This window comes from Paenibacillus sp. LS1 (genome assembly GCF_026013365.1).
Classification (GTDB): Bacteria; Bacillota; Bacilli; order Paenibacillales; family Paenibacillaceae; genus Paenibacillus.
Genome location: NZ_JAPDOE010000001.1, coordinates 983,027 through 1,005,214 on the forward strand (window position 1 = coordinate 983,027; position 22,188 = coordinate 1,005,214).

Below are 22,188 nucleotides of genomic sequence, written 5' to 3' on the forward strand. Positions count from 1 at the left end.
TCAATTTGGTTCATTCGTTTTCAGGATCTAAGCCAGTTCTTCCTGTACAATGTCAGTCCATACCCCTTTACGATTCAGAATACGAATGGCAAAAGCATCAAATCCATCACGCTTGACCTGATCAAAATGCATGCGCTCTCCCGTAATCAGTTCATATGCACCACGCTCATCTACATCTTCGCCAAACTCATCATCCCAAGGCACATTATAATAGGCCGTCAACTCTACCTCAAAGATGTCCTCTCCTTCAACATCCAGATAAGGACGAAGGGGTCTGTCATGTAGTGCTTCTTCTGAATAGGTCTCACATAACATGGCATCATATCCGTGCTTAGCGGCATCAATAAGCAGATAGCGCTCACCCGTGACCGTATGCTCCGCATATACAAGAAGCGGTGTCGAATCATGCCAGGCAATCAGATCATCTTCCGTCAAGTCACCATAATAAAAAATATGGAATTTATCGTGTCCATCACTCATTTGAAGTTTGCCTTTCCACTCCACTTCATCGGACTTTATGTCCTCTTCCTTCTTTGTTAATCCTTCCAGATAAGCCGGTCCGTGTTGCACACCATACTCATTCATGATCTCGCCTCCGATTTATTCATTCGAATGGTAACCACTTTGTGTTCCTCATCCACCGTCAGTTTCACATCTATGTTTAGCTTGTCGCGAAATAACGCCGTAATATTGATATAAGGATCGCGAGCAGCTTCGCTGCCACTCCCACTGGTACGGCTCATTCCCTGGTGAATAATGGATTCTACCAGCTGTTTATCTCCCTTGCCGGTGTTATTGTAGGTATAGATCACCTGCCCATCCTGATCATACAGATTCAAAACCGTTGTGAAATCATTGGCGTTCTCATACTGTCTCTCGGTCTGTACATAGTTGTGATCTGTACGTTGATAGTTTACCGTACCAGCCAGATACGGATTGTCCCCGTCGGGCCTCACATCATACTCCTGATAGGCCAGATTAAACAGGTATTGGATATGATTCATATCAATCCGGTAATAAAACTGACTGTTCTCTTCCTCTTTGTCCATCGCTGCAAAACTGTTGATCAGCGGCCAGGCTTCATAGGATTTTCCATTAACATCAACGGCGAGAGCATAGTCAGATAATACTGTCTCTTTTTGAAATACACCAAATGCCTGTAAAATAAAATAAGCCGGAATCATCAACACACCAAGAATGACTGCAAAAATAGTAAGTTTAACGCGTAGTTTCATATCTTCTCTCCTTGCGGCTTTAACGCTTCATCTTCAATTCCATTCTCATCCAGTCTTGTGCTGAAGCTTTGACAGTGTACGCACAACCACATCCCTGTTCTTCGCATCCTTGATATAAGCCGGAATACTATGTGAAGCCGTTCGTATAGGCATATTTCCGTATTTTACACGCAGATCTGCGGAGACATAAGCGATGAGATAATTCAGATGCTCCCGATTCACAGCCCATATTATTTTTCCTCTGAAATTATCCAGGAAGTATAATTCCATTCCGAACACAGGATCTTTCCCTGCAAAAATCTCGGAAAAATACCTTTGGTATGTCGGCTTGGCGTGTAATTCAACCTGATTAATAGAACTACAATGCGGACATTCCACATGCGTTGATCGGTGAGAAGTCTTCTTCTCGTCTGTGACTTCCACGTTAAACCAACGTTCACATACAGCACAATTCCCCTTGGCTTTATATTGATATACTGGTTCTTCAGAAGCTTGAGCGTAACATTCGGAACACTTCCATCCCATTTGATCGTTCCGTTGTTCAATCGAAGCGTGCCCACCGCATTTGGGACATTTCACATCAACCCGCTCTCCCCGACGAAGTACCGAATAGAAACTGTACTTATAGGCACCTTCATCTTCGAAACGTTTCATTCCGCATTCACCCCTCTCCTGAAACTACGTCATAATACTCAACATTTACCAATCCATCTCTCTAAAATTATATGAAACTCCGTTCCTCAGCACAAGAATTGAAGACAGATTGTTGGAAATGCCTCTAATACGACATACCCAAGTGTGTGCCTTATCACACCCGTCCCCACCTCAATAACGTAATCTATAACTAAATAATTACTGAAATGAAAGAATACCTGTTTTTTAGCTTGTGAAAAACATCACTTGAGTAAAGGTTGTGTACCTATGTTTTCCTTAATGAATGTATATAAATGGTCACTCGTATTCGCTATATTCACAGCAACTCTCTCTCACTGTAGTACAACCGATACGGTTAAACCTGTTCACCACGATGAAGTCTCCTCCTCTGCGATCAGTCAACCCCCGGTGGACCCAAACATTCGCAGAGAAGGTACTACGGTATATATTGAAATGACGGCCCAGGTTACAGATATCGAAATCTCCGAAGGAGTTATATACAACGCTTGGACATTTAATGGTACCGTTCCCGGACCCGTCCTACGAGTGACCGAGGGAGATACCTTGGTGTTCACGTTAAAAAATAAAGATTCCAGCCTGCCTCATTCCATGGATTTTCACGCTGTACATGCTGCTCCCAGCAGCAAATTCATTGATGTTATGCCAGGCGAGGAAGGCACGTTCACCTATCCAACCTCCTCACCCGGCGTATTCATGTATCACTGTGGAACCAAACCGGTTCTTGCCCATATCGCAAACGGGATGTACGGCATGATTATTGTGGAACCCAAAGCAGGATACCCTTCTGATCACTTGGTTGATCGTGAGTATACCCTTGTTCAGAGTGAATGGTATAAAGAGCATGATTACGAAGCTTTTTTGAACGGGGAACCGGATTATGTCGTATTTAACGGCAATGATTATGGATTAGTAAAACATCCCCTATTAGCCAAAGTAGGAGATACGGTGCGGATCTATGTCAGTAATGCCGGACCCAATGAAGTCTCATCCTTCCATGTTGTAGGTACAATTATGGACCGTGTATATACCGATGGGAATCCACGCAACATCCAGTATGGAATACAGACCGTTATGCTCCCCGCAAGTGGTGGAGCTGTCGTAGAGTTCACCGTGACCGAAGAAGGCGATTATACGATTGTAACCCATCAGTTCAACCATGTAGCCAAAGGTGCTGCCGCTGTTCTGCGTGTGACCAAGGATGGTACTGATCATGGTGGACTCGCGATGTCTCACTGAGACATGACAATAGATAATGGCTATACCCATCCTGAACAATTCGAGGTGATTAAACGATGATCTGTGCGCACGAAGCGAAGGATGTCTGTTTCTCCAAAGTATCTTTGTTCCAGCATCTTGATCCATCCGAAGCTGCATTGTTGGCCTCCCTTTTGCATACCCGCAAATATAACAAAGGCGAAGTTGTCGTCCAGGAGGGCGAACGCTCCGATACGCTTTATGTGGTTCATCAGGGATGTGTGAAGTTATCCAAATACAATGAAAATGGCAAGGAACATATTATCCGGTTTCTGTTTCCCGGGGATTTCTTCGGACAAGATTCCCTGTTACATCAAAAACCACATGCCACAAACGCCGAAGTTCTGGAGCCTTCGGCCATCTGCTCTATCAGCAAGCATGACTTTGACCAGTTACTCGAACATGATCCGAAGCTTGCTTATCATTTCCTGCTTGCCATTTCCAATCTGCTCCGTGAAACAGATGAATGGAACAGCTCGCTCAGTGCGATGACAACGGAACAGAAGATTGCCAAGTTGCTTTTGTATTTTCATACCCGAAATCATGCAAAGCATGAGATCCGCTTGCCTGTTTTCAAAAAAGATATGGCTCTGCTGCTCGGGATCACACCCGAAACACTTAGTCGTAAACTCGCCATAATGCAAACTCAGGGACTGCTTCAGGTTACGGGGAACTGTATCCTTATTCTTCAACTGGAACAGCTCAGGGAAAGAATGGAACCCTCTGCACGAAGACAATGAACTAGGCAAGGAAACTTGCGAATGCGGAGGAAGCTGTTTTGGCAAAAAAAGAGTATCCGATCAGAAATCACTCTGTTCGGATACTCTTTTTATATAAATTCAACTCAGCGATCGGAAGCTTATTCTGTCATCTACAGATCCAACAACAGTGATACGAGTAATCCCATGGATGCAATCAAACCCACTACAGGTCCGCCCTCTTCAAAGGCTTCTGGCATCATCGTCGAGCAGATCATGGCAATGATTCCGCCACCTGCAAATGCACCAATCGCTGCCCCCATCTCCTCTGGAAGCTGCTCCAGAAACAGATATCCACCCAGTGCGGCAAGCGCAGAGATCAGCAGTACACTCAGCCACATCAATATGATTTTGGCACGACTGTACTTGCCTTGGAGTCCAACCGTACTCGACAGACCTTCAGGGATGTTGCTGACAAAGATCGATACCACCAGCACCACACTGACACCGTTGCCAGCCAACAAGCTGGCTCCAAGCATGATGGATTCCGGAATAGCGTCCATTACCGTGCCTGCAAAGATCCCAAGGCCGCTTTGATTCGAGTCTCCCGACTTTGCGGAACGTTTACGCCCTGCCCCTCCATTTGCAGATACGAGTAGGTCAAACAGGGTATACACGACGGCACCCGCCGTAAATCCAATGGCTGTAGGTATAATCCCTCCATCATTCAGCGCATCTCCGAGAAGTTCATAGGTCGCTGCACCAATTAATGTTCCTGTACCAAAAGCCATGATCCATCCAATGACTCGTTTGGGTATCTTCAGAAACAATGCTGCGAGTGCGCCTATGACAACCGCTGAGGCAGAGATGCCGCCCCACATGAATGCAATCCACATCCGGGCCGACCCCTCTCAAGTTCAATTATGTTCTATCATTCCATTAACCTTGGGTAAGCAATCAAAAACAATCCTGTGACGTTGTGATCTATATCACCTGTTGTGTTCAAAAATCACGCTATGATGAAATGATATCGTCGTTCAGAAATATGAACACAGAGAGGAAAGATTCTCATGAGCAGGGTAAACAAAGATACAGCAGGGGAGTTTCTACAACAGTTTCCCATCTTTCAGGACCTTAGCCCTGAGGAATTAAAGCAAGTCGAAGATATCGCCATTTCCAGAAGCATTCAGAAGAAATCAGTTATTTTCAGCGAAGGAAGCGAAAAAGAAGCTGTCTTTTTCATTCGTGTCGGCATTGTAAAAGCCTATAAAACCGATGAGAATGGACATGAACAGATCGTCTCTTTTCTCAAAACAGGAGATATGTTCCCACACACCGGCTTTTTTAACGCGTACCCTTACCCGGCTACCGCAGAAGCCATTACCCCTACCGAACTATTGGCGATACCTGTCCGGCTTTTCGAAAGATTAATGTTGAGTACACCATCCATTGCGATCAAAATTATGCGTGTGCTCGGTGATAAAATAAGAGAATTACAGGACAAATTGCAGGTGCTCTCTGGTCAGGATGTACGCAATCGTGTGCTTTCCTTTCTTCTTATGCTAGCAGAGCAGCACGGACAGATACATGGAAATCAAATTATGATCAACTTGCCCATGACACATCAGGAGTTTGCCAATTCCATAGGTACAACAAGGGAAACAGCAAATCGGCTTTTAAATCAGCTTACGAAAGAAGATTTGCTCGAAGTGGATCGCAACCGGATCATCATTCATGATTTGCAAGCTTTGAAGGAACAAAGGGATACGTGACCACCCTGCACCCAGATACACTGTTTTCTCCCACTCTATTACATTAAACTGTGTGTGCATAAAGAGACCTTAACGTCTGCAATCCATGTTAAGGTCTCTTTCACATGCACAATTAGCAATACACGTATCAGGACATTGTTAGCTTTGACTTGCTCATGTCATTCTTTCCATACAAGATTCTGACTCAAATAAGGCGAGACGATGACATTAAAAAAGGTGTGAGCAGGCTCACACAGCCCCCTCCTCACGTTTTCTATAATTAAATTGCAACACCACACTATCCCTATCTGGAGGAATGACACATGAACACATACGCAGCAACCATTAATGCCACGGAGTATCCACCGCATTTGAAACATAAAGTTATTTTCGAAACGTTTGATCAATTGCAACCACAGGAATCCATGCTGCTCATTAACGATCACGATCCTAAGCCCCTTCGATTCCAGTTCCAATCCACACATCCCGATGGCTTCAACTGGGAGTATATTGAGCAGGGTCCTACAACCTTCCAGGTCAAAATCAGCAAATTATAGATTGGAGCTGAACCGCTATGGCGCACGTTGAAATCATTGACGATACTACACTCCGCATCACGCTGCGGCTGGAAGACGCTACAACCATGGTTCAAATGGCACAGCGTGAGCAAGCGGAATATGCGCAAGAGATTATCACCATATACGAAAAAATGCCTGTATTCGAATATACTCATTTCTGTTTTTACGCCTATGACAGTGCAAGACTTTTTGAGCGTGTGCTCGGCATGGACCCCAAAGCCTACCTGTCCTTCTCCCTCGATGCGCCGGAGTCATTCTTCTATGTGCTGTACGGTGGAATGGCCGCCCTGTATGAATCATCTCTACAGTTGGTACAGCAGGCGGATGCAGCTAGTGCAGGATCGGATGTGAACGCACATGTCTCCATCTGATGTCCATATTGTTGAATTGGATGTGCGTCCTCATCTGAGTAAAAAGTTGGAGCCGTTTCAACTGATCATGGACACGGTCAAAGGCCTTCAGCATGAAGATGTCTTTGTACTCCATGCTCCATTCAAACCCACGCCTCTGCTTGGTATTCTCAAGATGAAAGGATACTCAAGCACATCGGAAAGAAAGGGTTCGGATCACTGGGTTACCACGTTTGTGCACAAAAAAAATAAAACCGGTGCAAAAGCCTTATCTGCAATGGTTTTATCTGGATCGGAAGCTGATTCTGATCCAGATTCCGACGAAGAATCAGTTTCATGCAAAGGGCATCCGGAGGAACAAGCTGTTGCGATTGAAAACCTTGAATCTCCACAGGCGCCCACCGTTATACTGGACAATCGCGGATTGGAACCGCCACACCCCATGATGCGAACACTTGCCGCACTGGAGCGTTGCAGACCTGGGGAAGTCGTGCTGATCCACAATGACCGTGTGCCTGTCTTCTTGATAGAAGAGTTAAATAATCTCGGTTGCCCCTACACCGTTGAGGATCAAGCCGATGGTACGGCCAAAGTGAGAATTGAAAAAGGGTAAGGAGGCAAAGGCCATGTCCAGGTTGCCGTTTCTTTTTATCATCACGGGCATCTTTGGATTTGTAATGTATCACGCATTCTCCCTGCTCTCGCTGACAGGCTGGCTTGGTGATGAACTCAGAGGACCCGAAGGCTGGTTTCATGCCCATCTGTTTGTGCTCGGGTGGGCAACCATGCTAGCTATGGGTGCCATTTATCAGTTGATACATGTTATATTGCAATCCAATATCTACAGTCTGTTTCTTGGTTATTGTCATTATTTCTTGTTCAGTATCGGAATCGTGGGCATGTTATACGGCTTCATCCGTGCAGATGTCATCTGGATTGCCGGTTCTGCTACACTCGCGCTCTCGGGCATTCTATTGTTCGGATGGAATATGGGCGCTACCCTTCTCCGTGCCTCACAGTGGAATCCGGTGACGATCAGTGCAGCTTGTTCCTGTCTATATCTGTTTCTTACCGGGCTGTCCGGTATGCTGATGGGTCTGAATTTTGCCTTTGGTGATTGGAACGGTCTGCATGAACGCTTATTCGGCGCACATATCTGGATGGGAACACTCGGCTGGTTTGGCATGTTAATTACCGGCTTCAGTTACAAAATGCTGCCCATGTTCTACCTGTCCCACGATTATTCCATTCGACTGCAAAAAGTGGTCTTGGTTCTGTGGAATGCAGCTGTAGTTACAGGTGTTGTCGCATTTCTGACAGGTATTAAGGGAGGATTGCTCTGGTTTGCGCTCTTACTTCTAACCGCCGCCCTTCTCTTCTATGTATATCACTTGGAACAAATTCAGGAGAAACGGCACAAAAGCAATCCGGGTCCAGGCATTCGCTGGTCTGTCTATGTAAGCCGTGCGTTTGCTGTATATGCTGTTGCCCTACTGATCTATTCTTCGCAAGGGACTGAACTGCTGCTCCATCCACGTGTTGTTCTGCTGTCTGGATGGGTATATCTCGGGGGCTGGGTTTCTCTCACCATACTTGGCTATGCCTCCAAAATCGTGCCTTTTCTATGGTGGACCCATAAATATGGCAAGCAAGCCGGCAGACCCGGAACACCGCTGATGGCAGGTATGTTGAGTGAACGTCATGTCAATTGGGGTATGCTCGCCATGGTTGCTGGAAGCCTTCTGCTTGTCAGTGGAATTCTGATTAATCTGGCTGAGGTCATGATGGTTGGAGGGACGATTTTGTCTCTTGTCTCCATCGTTTATATAACAAATATTGCTATGGTATTCAGACGTTAACATAAATAAGGTGGACTGGAGAGTGAACATGATGGAACAAACCACGCATTTGCTGGAATGTCTCAAGGAAGTGTATGACCCTGAATTAGGTGTCAATATCGTTGACCTGGGTCTGGTGTATGAAGTAAGGGAAGAGCCTGAACGGGTACATGTACGGATGACGCTGACTACACCAGGTTGCCCGCTGCATGATACAATTGTCGGTGCGGTGAAATGGGTTTTGCAGGAGAATACAAATAAGACCGATATTGATGTACAAGTGGTGTGGGAGCCACAATGGTCTCCACAGCTGATGTCGAATGAAGCCAAGGAAATGCTGGGATACTTCTAGGCAGAATGACGATAAACCGGATGAATGAACAAATTGCTGCCGGAATACGAAAAAGCATACCTAAGCTCTGATGTTCTCAGACCCAGGTATGCTTTTTGTTTTGCGATGGAAGCCACACTTGATATACACCCCGGAGATTGCTAGAAGGACGAATGTTGGAGCAGAGTATTCTTGAATAAAAAATAAATAAGGAAACTCCAGAATAGAGTTTCCCTTATATTAGTGCCGATCAGTGAATCATTTTATCGCTTCCTTATTATTAGATGTTAGATGTCCTTGGCATACGATGCTGCTGGTACTTTATTTAACACCACGAACAAACGAACCTCCTGATTTCCTGTATTATGGAATGCGAACTCTACTTCACCGCCACAATGAATCACATCCTCTTGTTTCACCGCTTGTTCTTTTCCATCCAGAATAAGTGTACCTGTGCCTTCGACTACCAGCAAAATAACGTCTGTGCCCGGATGTTTATGAACAGGAAGCTGCTGACCTGGTAGAAAATGAAGGACAAAAGTCACTCCACCATCCTGCTGGAATAAAACCCTTTTCGTAAAGCGGTCCTCACTGAATGCTTTGACTTCTTGCAATGACGTAATACTCATGATAATCGTCCTCCTCGATAATATAATCTGTGAATGCATTCATCTTAACGCAAGAAAGCCCGCGTTTCCTTGATCTGAATCAAGAAAATGCGGGCAAGGAACAGATCATGATCGATTCATTATGATCATTCGTTTCCTGGATGACTAAACCATCATTTTGCGCAGAGAAGATATATATCTCGAACGGATAACAAAGAAATAAAACGTCTGTGCAAGGAGAAACGCACCAAATACAGTCAACACCGGAACCGTATAATTGGTAATACCGAATTCAGTCAGGAATGGCTTAACCACTACCAAAGTTTCAATGATGGCAACACCGATCGGTAAGAAGAACAAAATGGCAATCTGAACGGTAGATGATCGTTTCATCTCCTGAAAACTGAGACCCATTTTCGAAAGAGAGTGCACCATTTTCCCATCTGCTTCAAGATCGGTATGCAGTCTGAAATACAGAAAACTTGCAGAAGAGATGGAGAAGATCAATCCGATAAATATGCCGAGAAAGGTAAAGAGTGCTGTACTCTGTCTGTATCTCTCAAAATCCCCGTATCGAGTGGTCAGAAATCCAGAGTAATTCTCATCCGAAGAAGCATTATCGCTTCGAATGGTATCTGCGGACGACAGTAGCTGATCGCTAACCATAGCTTCCGAGGAGTGTCGGTCAGGTACAGCATGACCCCATGCCGGAATCTGATAAAGAACTTTGCCAGATAATCTATTTCCTTTGAGCTGTTGTGTGATCTCTTCATACTTCTCATTCGGCAGAACGACTACACCTGTAGAATAGATCAGGGTTGCGAACCGTGGCTCTACATCCGTAGCTGTAATTCTTGCTTGCAATGAGCCATCTTCCAGATTCAGAGTCAATGTGTCTCCTTCCGCATAATTACGAAACCTGTTTCGATCAATCTGATCCTGATCCTTCTCATTACGCGAATCTACGAATAATGCTGAGCCTGAATCCAAATGGAATGTCTTTTTTCCTAGGATTGTATTGAATCGGTTGTAATGACTGAGCGGCATGACCGAGACAGCGCTCAGATCCGCATCAGACCAGAAGTACTCCAAATACACTTGCTGATAATCCAAGCCTGCGGCTTCAAGTGTCGAATCAATAAAACTCATATCCAATTGATCCGAAGTTGTGTACACATTGTATTTGATTGGAAAATCGTTATTGGTAAACTGCTCCCGATTCTCCTGATCCAGTGACAAAATCACCACCGCACTCATCGAAGCAATCGCAATCACCACAGTCACCATGAAGAGCATGCGAGCATTATCCTTCATTTTGTAACTCATCTCTGAGATCCATAACAGACGTGTACCATGCCATACCGTTTTACGATTACGCTTCAATAAACGGATGATGAGCACGGAAAGCTGTGAATAGAAAAAATACGTTCCCGCTATGCCTGTCACTGCTGCAAGCATGATCGTCCCACCATTCAACTCGCTGCGCAGTACCACAAAGCCGACTGTAAGTAATGCCAGTCCCAGAAGTGAGAAGAACCATGAAGCTTTGGGCTCTTTTTTGGGTTTGCTTGTACCCGTCAATAGCTCTAACGTCCGTTTGTTTCCGATAAAAACCAATGTGAAGAGTGAAATGCAGAAGAATAATATCAAAAAGGCTGCTACTGTAATCAGAATTGCTTTGATCGGAAAATAAAAGGGCAGATCATCCATGCCAATAAAACGAGTGGTTAACATCAGGAATAGCTTCGACAACAACATGCCTCCGCCTATACCGGCAATAATGGACAAGCAGCCGATCAACATGTTTTCCAAAATGACCAATCTCCGAATCTGTGCGGGCTCTGCACCAAGTATGGTCAGAATGCCAAACTCCTTGTTCCGTGATTTGAGAAAAGCACTGATGGAATACATAACAAAGAAAAATGCAAACACATATACAATGATCGAAGCCACCTGCATCCCCGTAGCAGTTGTGTCACCCATCGGCAACTCTGTCACATACGGATGATAGATGAACACCGCATAGGCGAAGAAAATCATGACCATAAACACACTACTTAGAAAAAAAGCAATATACGCTCGCCCATTTCGGCGAATATTGTTAAACGCGAACTGAGGAAAGCTCATGTGAATTCCCTCCCCAGAAGGATAAGGTATCGATGATCCGCTGGAAGAACGTCTGTCGATTATCTCCGCGGTGCACTTCGGCTGCCAGTTTTCCATCCTTGATGAACACGATTCGGTTGCAATAACTTGCAGCAAGGGGATCGTGTGTAACCAGCATAATGGTCGTTTTCTCCTGCTGGTTAATCTGTTCAAGCGACTCCATGACCGCCTGAGATGACGTAGAATCCAGGGCGCCGGTTGGTTCATCCGCCAATACAATCGAAGGCATATTAATCATGGATCTCGCAATGGCTGTCCGCTGTCGCTGTCCGCCCGAAATTTCGTAGACTCGTTTATCCAGAATGTGATCTATCCCGAGCTTGGCTGTAATGCGTTGTAGTCTACTCTCCATCTCCTTCAGTTTGACCTTGTCCAGTGTCAGTGGAAGTACAATATTCTCAGCAACCGTCAGCGTGTCCAACAGATTGAAATCCTGAAAGACAAATCCGAGTTCCCGACGTCGGAACATGGCAAGTTCTTTCTTCTTCATATCAAACGGGTTCATGCCATTAATCAGCACCTTGCCCGAGCTGGGTTCATCAATGGTCGAGACCATGTTTAACAACGTGGTTTTGCCGCTGCCCGACGGACCCATAATACCCACAAACTCACCTTGCTTGATTGTCAGATGAATATCACTAAGGGCTTGGGTTTGCACTTTGCCCTGATACACTTTATTGAGTGCTGATACCTGTAACATTTCCATGCGTAATTCCCTCCTGATCCATCATTCTATATACGTTTATTTCTATTCTTATCCTAACTGACCTCCTGTAACGGTGCTATCGAATTACCTTAAACTTCTCTTACAACGCGTTTAAGGTTCTGTTCCCCTGCCTTCTCTATCACACTTCTGTGCATTAAAAAAAGCACCTCACCCATGGGCAAAGCGCTCTTTACTTCGGATATTTCGTATGAACCCAGCTGAATCTGACCAACGTTCCCTCATTCGGCTCCGAAAACAACTCCACACGGTTATCCAGGCGGGCACTGATCTCACGAACCAGATATAATCCCATTCCCGTAGATTCATGGTATTGTCTACCCCGTTCGCCTGTAAAATAGGGATTAAACACCCGATGAATATCTTCGGATGAGATGCCGATCCCCTCATCCTGAATGTCCAGGATTGTACGCTCTTCCTGTTTATAGCCTGTAATGATCACTTTTTTGCCTGATTTGCTATCGGAATAGTTCACGGCATTGGTCAAAATCTGGGTGAACATGAACCGCAGCCACTTGGAATCACTGTAGATCTGAAGGTCGCCCTCCATCCGGATATCCGGTGTAATGCCTCTGCGAATAAACAAACGTCGGTTCTCTGCAATGCTGCTCCGAAGCACCTCATGCAGAGACAGCAGCTCTACACGAAAATCCCCTTCGAACTGTTCAAGCCTTGATGAATGCAAGACCATTTCAAGTCCTTTGCGCATTTTATCCAACTCATCCTGAATACTGCCCGCCGTCTCATCTTCTACATCTTCCAAGGTCAGTTGGATAATGGACAACGGGGTCTTCATCTGATGAACCCAGCGATTCATGAATACCACCTGTTGTTCCTTACTGGTACGTAACTGACCCATCTCGTTCTGCCGATTACGCTCCAGTTCATGTAACAATTCCTGGATAGCTTCCGCCACGACCGAATTTCCAAGCGTTTGAAAAGGCTCCTTTACCAGCAAATGTGGTTGTTGAAGTAAACGATAATACGCTCGCATCTGGAAGTAACGTATGACTAGATAGACCATCAGTACCACCGTACTGATCAGCATGCCATAAAGGACAATCTTCATCGGACGGCCCTCACCAGAGAGCCAGTAGACACACGGAACCAGTAGCATCTGTAACACATAAAATCCGACTAACATCTGGTGGTCTCTCAGGAAAAGTCTCATTTCCCTTTCCCCTGTGCGGACGAATCCAGATCCAACACACGATAACCCGCTCCGCGAACCGTCTCCAAAATCTCTTCTGCACCCAGCTCCTTCAACTTCCGGCGAACACGTGTAATATATACATTCAACGTATTGTCATCAATAAAATGCTGATCTTCCCACATCTGTTCAAGCAATTTTTCCCGACACACAACCCGCCCTGCCTTCGCCATTAGTGCTTCCACCAATATGGCTTCCTTTTGTGTTAGCTCTGTAGAACGTTCATCATATTCCAGTACAAATCGCTCAGGATAGAGGATCATGGGACCGTTCTTCACCTTCACTTCCTGCTGCACAGCAGCGTAAGAACCATAGGCTCTGCGCAGCTGACTGCGGACTTTGGCAAGAACGACTTCATATTGAAAAGGTTTCGTAATATAATCATCCGCTCCATGTTCCAACGCCATAATCTGATCCATACCACTGTCACGAGCCGATATGAATAAAATAGGACATATGGAATGTGTGCGTATCTGTCTGCACCAATAATAGCCATCATATTGAGGCAAGTTCACATCCATCAGCACAAGATCCGGTTCCATCTTCACGAATTCATCCAGTACATGACGAAAATCTTCTGTGACCTGTACCTGAAATCCATTTCGGGTCAGATAAGCGGCCAGCAATCCTGCAAGCTTCGCATCATCCTCAACCAACAATATCGACTGCATCGTTAACCCTCTTTCCGTTTCCTGACGTCAGTGTATCACATCTAGTTACCCATTCTAGTCGGAAACGGCTTGGAAATAAAGGGTCAGACCACGAGGCGTCCTCTCTTCTCTGCCAAACCAATGATAGCTTCAACCCCTGAGTTAAACTCAAGAAAGTCCTGCTCAACTCCATCACTGAAAATGACACCATCCTCTGGCATCTGGGATACAATGTGCAATGGCTGCTTCGAATGAATCTGTCCAAACACCAGATTGGCTGCTGTCGTCCGGCTCGGGAACGGTTCACGTACTGAAAAATATAAGTACGGTGCATCCCAGTTAAAATGATTCAACTCCTGCCTGCTTCCATGAATGGATGCGGATGCTGTAGCGACCTCAGCTTCGGAATTCATGTTCTGCCATGCCGCCGATCCTACAATTCCGGTAGCTCCCGCCAGCACACTTTTGAACCAGCCAGTCGATCCCATGCCTGTGGAGACAATGATACCACTGGAAGATTGTTGTTCTGCGGATGAACCCAGACGCACTTCATAACGAGCCGACACATGCGTCTTTCGACCAATGAACAGATCGTTCACACCATATAGATACTGCCCATCATTAAGTTCTACTTTGGCAAGAGTGACTTCTTTCAATGTTCGTTGCTTTCGAATGACATCAGGGACAATGAAGCTGATATCCTCCACGGTAAAAGGTAATAATACCCCGTCCCACCGCATCGGGTCCGGATTCACACCGATGAGCGGCTGCTCAGTTACATACTTGAGGGTATTAGCTACAAGCCCATCCTGTCCCACCACAACCACGATATCCTGCTCTCCAAAGATAAAATTGGGCACATGTTCCCGATCAATGGTCTGTACACGACCCAATTGTCCCAGTTGCTGCTGCGCCTGCTGTACGGATTGACGATAACGACGGTCTTCCTCCATATAATCACTGAAGTCCGCGCCCAGACGTTCAATATAGAACTGGGCTTGCTGCACCGTGTTATATCGAACTACCAGCTCCTCCAGTCTGGTCCGGCGCTTCACCAGTATCAGCTTGTGTTCGCTCATCCGGTCATCCGCTCCAGGCTGCTGACGTGCTGATTTCCCTGTCTGCTCCGCTTGCTCTCTTCTACCTAATCTCATCTCGCTCGCCCTCCCTGATCTCTGCCCGGCGCGGGAGTCATTAATCCCTGCAACAGATCCGGCGAGATATTAAGCTGTCCGATCTTGCCTGCATTTTCAGCCAGTTCCTGGAACGCGAGTGCGATCAGCTTATCGGAATTCATGCCCATGTTCGCCATCGCTTGCAGTACATTCGGCTGTACATTTTGCAATGAATTCATCACGGCAGCAATCTCATACGCTTTGGCATCCGCTTCAGCATTGTGATTGGCAATGGTTAACTCAATGAGCTGCTGCTTACGTTCCTCCATCGCTGTATTGAACTGTAGCTGTTCCTGTTCCATCTCATTTTGTTTTTGTTTCACCGAGCGTTCTGCCTGTAATTGGGTCTCACGAATTTGCTGTTTCTTCGTCTCCACGGCAATTTCCGTATTCAGTTCGTTCTCTTTCACTCGTCTTTCCTGTTCAATCGATGCATTCCGACGCACATACAGCGCTTCGTCTGCTTGACGCAAAATCTCTTCCCGTGCTTGTGCTTCCAATGCACGCATCGTCTCTTTGTTAGGCAAAATGGCCAGGATGGACAGACTCATCAGCTCAACGCCCAGTTTCTCCAACTCTTCACTTTGCACAACTTCGCGTTTCATGCTGCTTGCCAGCCGTTCACTGGATTGAATGGCCTCCTTCAGCGGCATTTGCTCCAGATGTTTCTTGGTTAGTACTTTCGCTGTGGTGATTACCCGTTGGTCCAGTTTGCCGGGGTCGTCGGAAATATACCGATTCTTACGCAAATTGTACGTGTAATTCAGACTCTGGGTTATTTTCAAATAATCCACTATGCGATAGCTTAATTGGCCCTGCACAGTAACCGTCTGATAGTCCACCGTAATCTCTTCGAACATGAATGGTACATCAACCGAGGATACGGGTAGAACCACTACCGATGTGGTCGGCTCATAATAATAGAAGGATAATCCCACACCCTGACGCTGTACCTCACCATTTTTCACCTTCATTACATATTCACTGGGTTGAAATTTCGCAAATCGGAATCCAAACATGGCTCATTCCTCATTTCATAATATTGTCGTTTTGATATTATCGAAATGATAACAAACTATTTTGATATTGTCAATACGACATTAACAAAATGGTTAGATGCCTATTTAAAGAAAGCGGGTCCGTTCTATATAAGTTGAACTAAAGATTATTTACACTGACACTCCGATGACAGAATAACCTTCTAATCGCTGTTATCCCCAGATTTTTTCGATTCCCTTTTCTAAAGGGAAAATCCAGTGATAAAGGCGAACGCTTCGCTTTTTCAGTTTTTTCTGTCCTCTCCGTTATCGTGTAAAACAATAGTTAAACTTATATAATCTCTTTTCACAAAAAAATAAAGAGACCGAATCCTATGATCCGATCTCTTTAGATACTTCGTTATTTTCTATTCATGAGTGTTGATAATGCCATCAAGCATCACCCTTCATAATCAAAAGCGGGCTTTTTGAACTACCTCTAATACAGTTGTTCCATCAGTCTGGCGACTGCAACAGCACCCTGTGCACGGTTCGCTGTTTCTTTCGGAGCAAACGTGCCATCAGGCATGCCATTTAGCAGTCCAAGTTGTTGCATCGAGGCTACAGCCTCTTTAGCATATCCCGCGATCTCGGGGTTGTCTACAAACACCGTATTTCCTTGTGCAGCATTGTTCGCATCCTGATCACGTTGCAGAACCTGCAGCGCTCGATTCAGCATAACAGCCATATCTTCTCGTGAAATAAGTTCATTGGCTCCAAAGCTTCCATCCGCCCGGCCTTGAACAATGTTCATTTCAATTCCAAGTCGTACTGAATCGGCATACCACTGCCCTTCCTTCACATCCGTTGGGATCGAAATAGATGGATCGGGCTGGCGTGCATCACCAATACCTTTAATAATCATTTGCAAAAATTGTGCTCTGGTCAGTTCACCCTGTGGGGCAAAACGGGTTGCACTCATCCCCGTAATAATTCCCTTACCGTAGAGGTTCTGCACCTCTTGGATCGCCCAATTGTGATTTTGCAGATCATGTAATGGCACTTCAACTTCCGCAATGACATAACTGCCGGATTCAAGAGGTTTAAACGCCATCGTTTTTGTATTGTCATCGTACTTGGAATACGTAACAGGTTTCATTTCCCCATTTGGAGATATGGAATGCACGACCATAACGACATCATTTTTTGTAGGTTGCTCCATATTGGATAGAACAACTTCAACCGCTCTGTTTGTCCATTGCAATGGCTTATTGTTCATTAACAAATTCACATCAACAATCTCATGGTTACCGATCGCTGCTTTTTGAGATGTGGACAGTGTATCTGTCGATCCTGTTGCCACTACGATGTCGAACGTTCCAGCAGTCTCCGCAATGGTTAGTGGCAGTGATGTTAGAGGAACACGAACGGTAGTCGGTCCTACGACTACATCCAAAGATTTTACTTCCTCTGAACGAATCCATGCTGCCAGTTGACTTGCAGCCAACTGGAATGTGACTGTCTTGGCTGTGTCAGGCACATCTGCAATCAGCTTCAACGTACGATTTCCTGCCTCCATGGATTTCAGTGCCTGATTTAATTGAGATGCATCTGGACGAATCGAATACTTGTCATCCCCAGTTGCTGTTCCTTTTACCGTGATTGAACCCTTCGCTGGTGCAGAACCCGAATCAACAGGCGGGGTTACAGCCGGATTCCCGGGCGTTGGAGCTGTTCCCGGGCTGGAAGGTTGTGATGGTTCACTTGGTTGGGACGGCTGCCCAGGGCCAGGTGTTACATCTTGACGTACAAGCTTACTCACAGCATCTTGCAACGCACGATCCGCCTCACTTACATCTTGCGTTGAAGATTCAACATCCAGAATGAATGCCTTCGCTTCAGAGAGCGCCTTACTGAATACATTCCAGCTTGCAGTCGTGTATTCGGTTTGCTTTAATTTCTCAGCGGCATCTACAGTAGCTTGCAGTGCAGATTTGTCCGCCGGGAACGTACCGTATGCTTCAAAATCCATAAACCCTACCCATTCTGGACCTTCTGTAATCGTTACAAGAATATAACGCGCTTCTGTATTGTTCGAGAACACGTGTCTTGGCGCTGTTGAAACGACAACGTCGCTCGTGGTATCGACCACTTTCACAAAATTTTTGTTATCATTAGACACTTCAATCGTATATTTGATTCCGCCACTCCACATCGACATTTCGATCTTGCGCAGGTTTGCGACTTGTCCCAAATCCACTTGCCACCAGCTACCTTTACTCTGGTCTGTTCCCCATGAACTATTGGGATTGCTGTCAATTGCACCTTCTGGGGAGTTGGGTTGATTGTCCCCTGTACCTGCACTTGTTGAAGCCGTCGCCGTCTTACCTGTAGTTAATGCTTGCAACTGAACGAGACTCTGATTCGCTTGTTGCAGTACTTCATGCGCTTGATTTACCTCAGCTTGTACTGCATTTTGATTATCTCTCACTGTGATAGCATGCTCTAATGCATCCATTAGTGTTTGCCAGCTACGATGAGTATATGAAGATTCATTTTGCTGTTGCGTCTCACCAATAAGCAGAGCCAATTTTGTTTTATCTACATCGGATAATCCGTTTATCGCATCCTGCAACCGTTTCTCTGCAGCATTCACTTCAGTCTGGGTTGCTCTAGGATCTGTCATAACCTTATCTGCATTAGCAAGAGCCTTGGCAAAAATATCCCAAGTTAAGGCTGACCAATCCGACTCCTTGTAAGTCTGAGCATCAGTCAGCTTAGATTGGAGGGAATCCCTCTTCGCAGGAATCACGTTCATTTGCAACATAACTTGTTCAAGCGCAGCTGTTGCATAATTGGTGTCCGATTGCGTCACTCCAGTTGATGTATACGCTTGGTTGTACACATCCTGTGCTGCCTTAATCGCAGGAGCAAGTGAGTTCCAGCTCGTTTCTTCAAAATCCGGAGCTACCAAACCTTCGGCACGTGTAATTGCAGCCGCTAAATGCTGACGATCCGCAGGTACATTTTCTAGCCCCCGCTTGTAAACATCCAGTGATGGCAAGGCACGTCCTTCGTAGGAGTATCCACCATTCCCAGGAAATTCATCATAATCGAACATCGCATGATTCTCCCAAGCATCGCCTTCGGAAGCAATCCAGCCCACATTCGCCGCTATCCATGCAGGCTCCCAATAGAAGAACCCGGCTCCACGGTTCGCAGGTACGTCAGCAATCATATCCATTATGCCAGCGATTGCATCATATTGACCTTGAACTGTTGCAGGGAATGTTGCTCCCCCAACATGTAGCGCTTCATCCGATCCAATGATATTGCCATGAGCATCCCCATTTTTATAGGAAAATGGATAGGAAGTCTCGGCAATAATCACGTCTTTTTCGAACTTTTCAGATACTTCATTCATCGTCTTTTGCACATCAGCAAATGTCCCATGCCAGAACGGATAATAGGAAAGTCCGATGATATCATAATCAAGCCCACGACTCTCTAGTTCACTAAAGTAATCCTTAAACATTTGTGCTTTACCACCCTCAGCCAGATGGATCATAATCTGAACATGCTGGTCCTCTTCTTGGAGGGCACGCACAGCATCAACACCTCGTTTTAACAATTCATAATTTTCCTGAGGGTTTATCCTGCTGTTGAATCCATTCAACACACCACTATTAATTTCGTTACCGATCTGTACCATATCAGGCATAGCGTTCGCAGCTTTCATCTCACTTACAACTTCATACGTATAATCATATACAGCTTGTTTCAACTGATCGAAAGTATAACTCTCCCAAGCTTTAGGACGAAGTTGCTGTCCCGGATGAGCCCACTCGTCAGAATAATGGAAATCAAGCAGCACTTTCATTCCTTTTGCTTTCACCCGTGCGGCTAGCTCAATTACATCTTCCTTATCGTTGTATCCCCCTGATTTCTGTGGATCATTCCACAGACGAAGACGCACATAATTGACACCGCGATCCTTGAGGATATCAAGCAAGTCCCTTTCTGTACCATTAGTATCCAGATACTTTCCTCCATTATCCTCAATGGCGGTTAACGTGGAAATATCTACTCCTCTAACATAATCCGTCCGGTATCCTCCAACGGTTACAGTGGCCTTCGGTTGAACAGGGGCTCCATATACTGCACCTGTCACGGTAAAAGTATCAGAAGATGCATACTTCAAAGGGTCGATACTATCCCATTCTACTGGAACCGAACCCGACTTTCCGTTTAGATACTGTGCTGTCACTTTTGTCGGCAGAACAGGAGCAACCCCAGCCATTGTTTTGACCTGAACGGCATTGTATCCAGTAATGTTTGCCGGATCAGTAGCTTCCTCTTCCCCCCAGACCTTAACCTCGGATATCCCGGGCCACCAATTTGTTCCCGCATAGTATGGAATCGTGACTTTGACATACTGGACAGGTGTACTGATCTGGAATTCTTCACTGGCAACACTCTGTTTGATTTCGTTAGTCGTTTTGTCCACTGAAGTTGACCAGTTACTTCCATCAACAGATACTTCAATCAAATATTTTACAACTTGGTCTTTGTCCTTCCAGGTTAATTCTGCTCCAGAAAGATCATATGGCGCACCTAGGTCTATGGTCAACCAATGAGGATTGCTCTCAGAAGAAGGTGAGCTCGCACTCCAATGAGTATTTACATCACCATCTACCGCCTTTTCTTTTTGCCCCCCATACAATAGATCTTCCTCACTTACCGTAACCGCCTTATTAAGTGCTACGTTCACTTTCGCATCTTCTGCAGCAGCTGGACGAATCATCAACCCCAGATCACAGAATAGCATCAGTAATACCAGACACCCGCTTATGTACCTTTTGTTCACTCTTGATCTCCCCCTTTTTGTGTTTGATTGTGCATGGATCAATGAATGTTATGAATCTCCCTCATTGTAAGCGCTTAATAGCTATAGGCGACACGGCATTATCCAAAGGAAACAGCAGTTATTTTAACAATATGATCCTGTAAAAGTTACATTTGAGCTATATCCATCACACTATTTTGCAAGGAGAAAGCAAAAAAATCTGTCCGTCCACCCTAAGGCAGAACAGAACAGATTTTTAGGTATATGATCATTGTTACACTTATTTGGAAAGTTTCAATTCAAGTTGTACTTGGATATCATTTTCAGTCGAGAGCACCACGGAGTGAGGATTTTCCATTCCGAAATCTTCGAACGTTACCATGGATGTTGCCGACAACAACACTTCGTTATTCTCATAGGCGGCTTTTGCATCAAAAGTCACTTCTTTTTCGATACCTTTAACCGTAATGGTACCATTCATTTTGATACCAACCGTTTGACCGACAGGCCATTCTGCAGGTACACCTTCAAATGAAGTCGCTGTAAATGTTGCTTGTGGATACGTAGCAATATCGAAGAAATCGGCTTGCTTCACGTGACCGTCCCGTTGTCCATTTCCGGAATCAATCCCGTCCATCTCGATCTGTCCTTCTGCTTTCATCTGAGCAGCATCGTCTACATTAATTGTCCAATTGCCTGTTACCTGCTCGTCCACAAAGTTAACGGTCTCCTGTGAAGTGGTTACTGAGAAGTATACTTTAGACCCTTCACTGATGCTCCAGTCTCCATTCAACTGCTCTGCTGCCGCTGTTTCATTAGCAACAACCGCTCCTGTGCTATCAACTGCTGTTGTGGAAGTCGCTGTGCTTGCAGGCAGTACCTGTTCGATCTCAACGTTGTTCCCCAAGTAACTATTAGTGAGATAGTAACCACCGCCACCGATTACAGCAACCGCCGCCACACCTGTAATAAGCCATGCTTTTGCTTTCTTGTTCATCTGTATGTTTCCTCCAGTATATTATTGTTTAGGTTGCTTGTTGATATGGATATTACCAGTCGAATGTGTCAGGAAGAAGTCAAGAAAAGACAAGTTCCGCATTTTTTTGTAATCCGTAATACAGG

Annotated in this window: 21 protein-coding genes; 8 read left to right on the forward strand and 13 right to left on the reverse strand. The window is 45.4% G+C overall.

Translation table 11 applies throughout. The annotated features are described in order from the left end of the window. Positions 1-27: 27 nt before the first annotated feature. The 3 genes from OM416_RS04105 to OM416_RS04115 are packed head-to-tail and all read right to left on the reverse strand — an operon-like array spanning position 28 to position 1,889. Positions 28-585, reverse strand: coding sequence for a hypothetical protein (locus OM416_RS04105; protein ID WP_264927266.1), 558 nt, complete (start codon positions 583-585; stop codon positions 28-30). Then, positions 582-1,235, reverse strand: a complete 654-nt coding sequence (locus OM416_RS04110; RefSeq protein ID WP_264927268.1) for a hypothetical protein — start codon at positions 1,233-1,235, stop codon at positions 582-584. The genes OM416_RS04105 and OM416_RS04110 overlap by 4 nt, the downstream gene beginning before the upstream one ends. Positions 1,236-1,280: 45 nt before the next feature. After that, positions 1,281-1,889 (reverse strand): hypothetical protein, encoded by a 609-nt coding sequence (locus OM416_RS04115; RefSeq protein WP_264927269.1) that lies wholly within the window; start codon positions 1,887-1,889, stop codon positions 1,281-1,283. Positions 1,890-2,156: 267 nt separating this feature from the next. Between OM416_RS04115 and OM416_RS04120 the strand changes: the two genes are divergently transcribed. Then, positions 2,157-3,146 (forward strand): multicopper oxidase domain-containing protein, encoded by a 990-nt coding sequence (locus OM416_RS04120; RefSeq protein ID WP_264927271.1) that lies wholly within the window; start codon positions 2,157-2,159, stop codon positions 3,144-3,146. 56 nt (positions 3,147-3,202) lie between these two features. Next, positions 3,203-3,904 carry a Crp/Fnr family transcriptional regulator gene (locus OM416_RS04125; RefSeq protein ID WP_264927274.1) on the forward strand — a complete coding sequence of 234 codons (702 nt, stop codon included), beginning with the start codon at positions 3,203-3,205 and terminating at the stop codon, positions 3,902-3,904. A gap of 131 nt (positions 3,905-4,035) precedes the next feature. Here OM416_RS04125 and OM416_RS04130 read toward each other — a convergent pair whose 3' ends face one another. Next, positions 4,036-4,758, reverse strand: coding sequence for a ZIP family metal transporter (locus OM416_RS04130; protein WP_264927276.1), 723 nt, complete (start codon positions 4,756-4,758; stop codon positions 4,036-4,038). 174 nt (positions 4,759-4,932) lie between these two features. Here OM416_RS04130 and OM416_RS04135 point away from each other — a divergent pair, with 174 nt between their 5' ends. From OM416_RS04135 to OM416_RS04160, 6 genes are all read left to right on the forward strand, one after another. Then, positions 4,933-5,634 carry a Crp/Fnr family transcriptional regulator gene (locus OM416_RS04135; protein ID WP_264927277.1) on the forward strand — a complete coding sequence of 234 codons (702 nt, stop codon included), beginning with the start codon at positions 4,933-4,935 and terminating at the stop codon, positions 5,632-5,634. 302 nt (positions 5,635-5,936) lie between these two features. After that, entirely contained in the window at positions 5,937-6,170 is a 234-nt protein-coding gene (locus OM416_RS04140) for a DUF2249 domain-containing protein (RefSeq protein WP_036613358.1), read from the forward strand. 17 nt (positions 6,171-6,187) lie between these two features. Continuing rightward, positions 6,188-6,562: a hypothetical protein gene (locus tag OM416_RS04145; protein ID WP_264927281.1), complete on the forward strand. Its 375-nt coding sequence runs from the start codon at positions 6,188-6,190 to the stop codon at positions 6,560-6,562. Then, on the forward strand, positions 6,549-7,154 hold the full coding sequence (locus tag OM416_RS04150; RefSeq protein ID WP_264927283.1) for a DUF2249 domain-containing protein: 606 nt from the start codon (positions 6,549-6,551) through the stop codon (positions 7,152-7,154). The genes OM416_RS04145 and OM416_RS04150 overlap by 14 nt, the downstream gene beginning before the upstream one ends. A gap of 13 nt (positions 7,155-7,167) precedes the next feature. After that, complete coding sequence (locus OM416_RS04155; protein ID WP_264927285.1) at positions 7,168-8,400, forward strand: hypothetical protein; 1,233 nt, start codon at positions 7,168-7,170, stop codon at positions 8,398-8,400. 31 nt (positions 8,401-8,431) lie between these two features. Beyond that, entirely contained in the window at positions 8,432-8,731 is a 300-nt protein-coding gene (locus OM416_RS04160; protein WP_036613395.1) for a metal-sulfur cluster assembly factor, read from the forward strand. 266 nt (positions 8,732-8,997) lie between these two features. Here the strand turns inward: OM416_RS04160 and OM416_RS04165 are convergent, their stop codons facing one another. From OM416_RS04165 to OM416_RS04205, 9 genes are all read right to left on the reverse strand, one after another. After that, positions 8,998-9,339: a cupin domain-containing protein gene (locus tag OM416_RS04165; protein WP_264927288.1), complete on the reverse strand. Its 342-nt coding sequence runs from the start codon at positions 9,337-9,339 to the stop codon at positions 8,998-9,000. A 144-nt stretch (positions 9,340-9,483) separates the two neighbouring features. Continuing rightward, entirely contained in the window at positions 9,484-11,445 is a 1,962-nt protein-coding gene (locus OM416_RS04170) for an ABC transporter permease (RefSeq protein ID WP_264927290.1), read from the reverse strand. Then, positions 11,420-12,190 (reverse strand): ABC transporter ATP-binding protein, encoded by a 771-nt coding sequence (locus OM416_RS04175; protein WP_264927292.1) that lies wholly within the window; start codon positions 12,188-12,190, stop codon positions 11,420-11,422. The genes OM416_RS04170 and OM416_RS04175 overlap by 26 nt, the downstream gene beginning before the upstream one ends. Before the next feature lie 190 nt (positions 12,191-12,380). After that, a complete protein-coding gene (locus OM416_RS04180; protein WP_264927294.1) occupies positions 12,381-13,379 on the reverse strand; it encodes a sensor histidine kinase in 999 nt (332 codons plus the stop codon). Further along, positions 13,376-14,089, reverse strand: a complete 714-nt coding sequence (locus tag OM416_RS04185; protein WP_264927296.1) for a response regulator transcription factor — start codon at positions 14,087-14,089, stop codon at positions 13,376-13,378. The genes OM416_RS04180 and OM416_RS04185 overlap by 4 nt, the downstream gene beginning before the upstream one ends. A gap of 83 nt (positions 14,090-14,172) precedes the next feature. Beyond that, positions 14,173-15,147, reverse strand: a complete 975-nt coding sequence (locus tag OM416_RS04190) for a sugar kinase (RefSeq protein WP_264928805.1) — start codon at positions 15,145-15,147, stop codon at positions 14,173-14,175. A 71-nt stretch (positions 15,148-15,218) separates the two neighbouring features. After that, complete coding sequence (locus OM416_RS04195; protein WP_264927298.1) at positions 15,219-16,262, reverse strand: SPFH domain-containing protein; 1,044 nt, start codon at positions 16,260-16,262, stop codon at positions 15,219-15,221. 457 nt (positions 16,263-16,719) lie between these two features. Then, a complete protein-coding gene (locus OM416_RS04200) occupies positions 16,720-21,087 on the reverse strand; it encodes a glycosyl hydrolase 53 family protein (protein ID WP_264927300.1) in 4,368 nt (1,455 codons plus the stop codon). A 259-nt stretch (positions 21,088-21,346) separates the two neighbouring features. After that, positions 21,347-22,063: a YceI family protein gene (locus tag OM416_RS04205; RefSeq protein WP_264927302.1), complete on the reverse strand. Its 717-nt coding sequence runs from the start codon at positions 22,061-22,063 to the stop codon at positions 21,347-21,349. Between the last annotated feature and the right edge of the window lie 125 nt (positions 22,064-22,188).

Excerpts from the sequence above, each read along its gene's own strand:
- OM416_RS04105 (WP_264927266.1), bottom strand. The coding sequence starts at position 585 with ATGAATGAGTATGGTGTGCAACACGGACCGGCTTATCTGGAAGGATTA.
- OM416_RS04110 (WP_264927268.1), bottom strand. The coding sequence starts at position 1,235 with ATGAAACTACGCGTTAAACTTACTATTTTTGCAGTCATTCTTGGTGTG.
- OM416_RS04115 (WP_264927269.1), bottom strand. The coding sequence starts at position 1,889 with ATGAAACGTTTCGAAGATGAAGGTGCCTATAAGTACAGTTTCTATTCG.
- OM416_RS04120 (WP_264927271.1), top strand. The coding sequence starts at position 2,157 with ATGTTTTCCTTAATGAATGTATATAAATGGTCACTCGTATTCGCTATA.
- OM416_RS04125 (WP_264927274.1), top strand. The coding sequence starts at position 3,203 with ATGATCTGTGCGCACGAAGCGAAGGATGTCTGTTTCTCCAAAGTATCT.
- OM416_RS04130 (WP_264927276.1), bottom strand. The coding sequence starts at position 4,758 with ATGTGGATTGCATTCATGTGGGGCGGCATCTCTGCCTCAGCGGTTGTC.
- OM416_RS04135 (WP_264927277.1), top strand. The coding sequence starts at position 4,933 with ATGAGCAGGGTAAACAAAGATACAGCAGGGGAGTTTCTACAACAGTTT.
- OM416_RS04140 (WP_036613358.1), top strand. The coding sequence starts at position 5,937 with ATGAACACATACGCAGCAACCATTAATGCCACGGAGTATCCACCGCAT.
- OM416_RS04145 (WP_264927281.1), top strand. The coding sequence starts at position 6,188 with ATGGCGCACGTTGAAATCATTGACGATACTACACTCCGCATCACGCTG.
- OM416_RS04150 (WP_264927283.1), top strand. The coding sequence starts at position 6,549 with ATGTCTCCATCTGATGTCCATATTGTTGAATTGGATGTGCGTCCTCAT.
- OM416_RS04155 (WP_264927285.1), top strand. The coding sequence starts at position 7,168 with ATGTCCAGGTTGCCGTTTCTTTTTATCATCACGGGCATCTTTGGATTT.
- OM416_RS04160 (WP_036613395.1), top strand. The coding sequence starts at position 8,432 with ATGGAACAAACCACGCATTTGCTGGAATGTCTCAAGGAAGTGTATGAC.
- OM416_RS04165 (WP_264927288.1), bottom strand. The coding sequence starts at position 9,339 with ATGAGTATTACGTCATTGCAAGAAGTCAAAGCATTCAGTGAGGACCGC.
- OM416_RS04170 (WP_264927290.1), bottom strand. The coding sequence starts at position 11,445 with ATGAGCTTTCCTCAGTTCGCGTTTAACAATATTCGCCGAAATGGGCGA.
- OM416_RS04175 (WP_264927292.1), bottom strand. The coding sequence starts at position 12,190 with ATGGAAATGTTACAGGTATCAGCACTCAATAAAGTGTATCAGGGCAAA.
- OM416_RS04180 (WP_264927294.1), bottom strand. The coding sequence starts at position 13,379 with ATGAGACTTTTCCTGAGAGACCACCAGATGTTAGTCGGATTTTATGTG.
- OM416_RS04185 (WP_264927296.1), bottom strand. The coding sequence starts at position 14,089 with ATGCAGTCGATATTGTTGGTTGAGGATGATGCGAAGCTTGCAGGATTG.
- OM416_RS04190 (WP_264928805.1), bottom strand. The coding sequence starts at position 15,147 with ATGAGCGAACACAAGCTGATACTGGTGAAGCGCCGGACCAGACTGGAG.
- OM416_RS04195 (WP_264927298.1), bottom strand. The coding sequence starts at position 16,262 with ATGTTTGGATTCCGATTTGCGAAATTTCAACCCAGTGAATATGTAATG.
- OM416_RS04205 (WP_264927302.1), bottom strand. The coding sequence starts at position 22,063 with ATGAACAAGAAAGCAAAAGCATGGCTTATTACAGGTGTGGCGGCGGTT.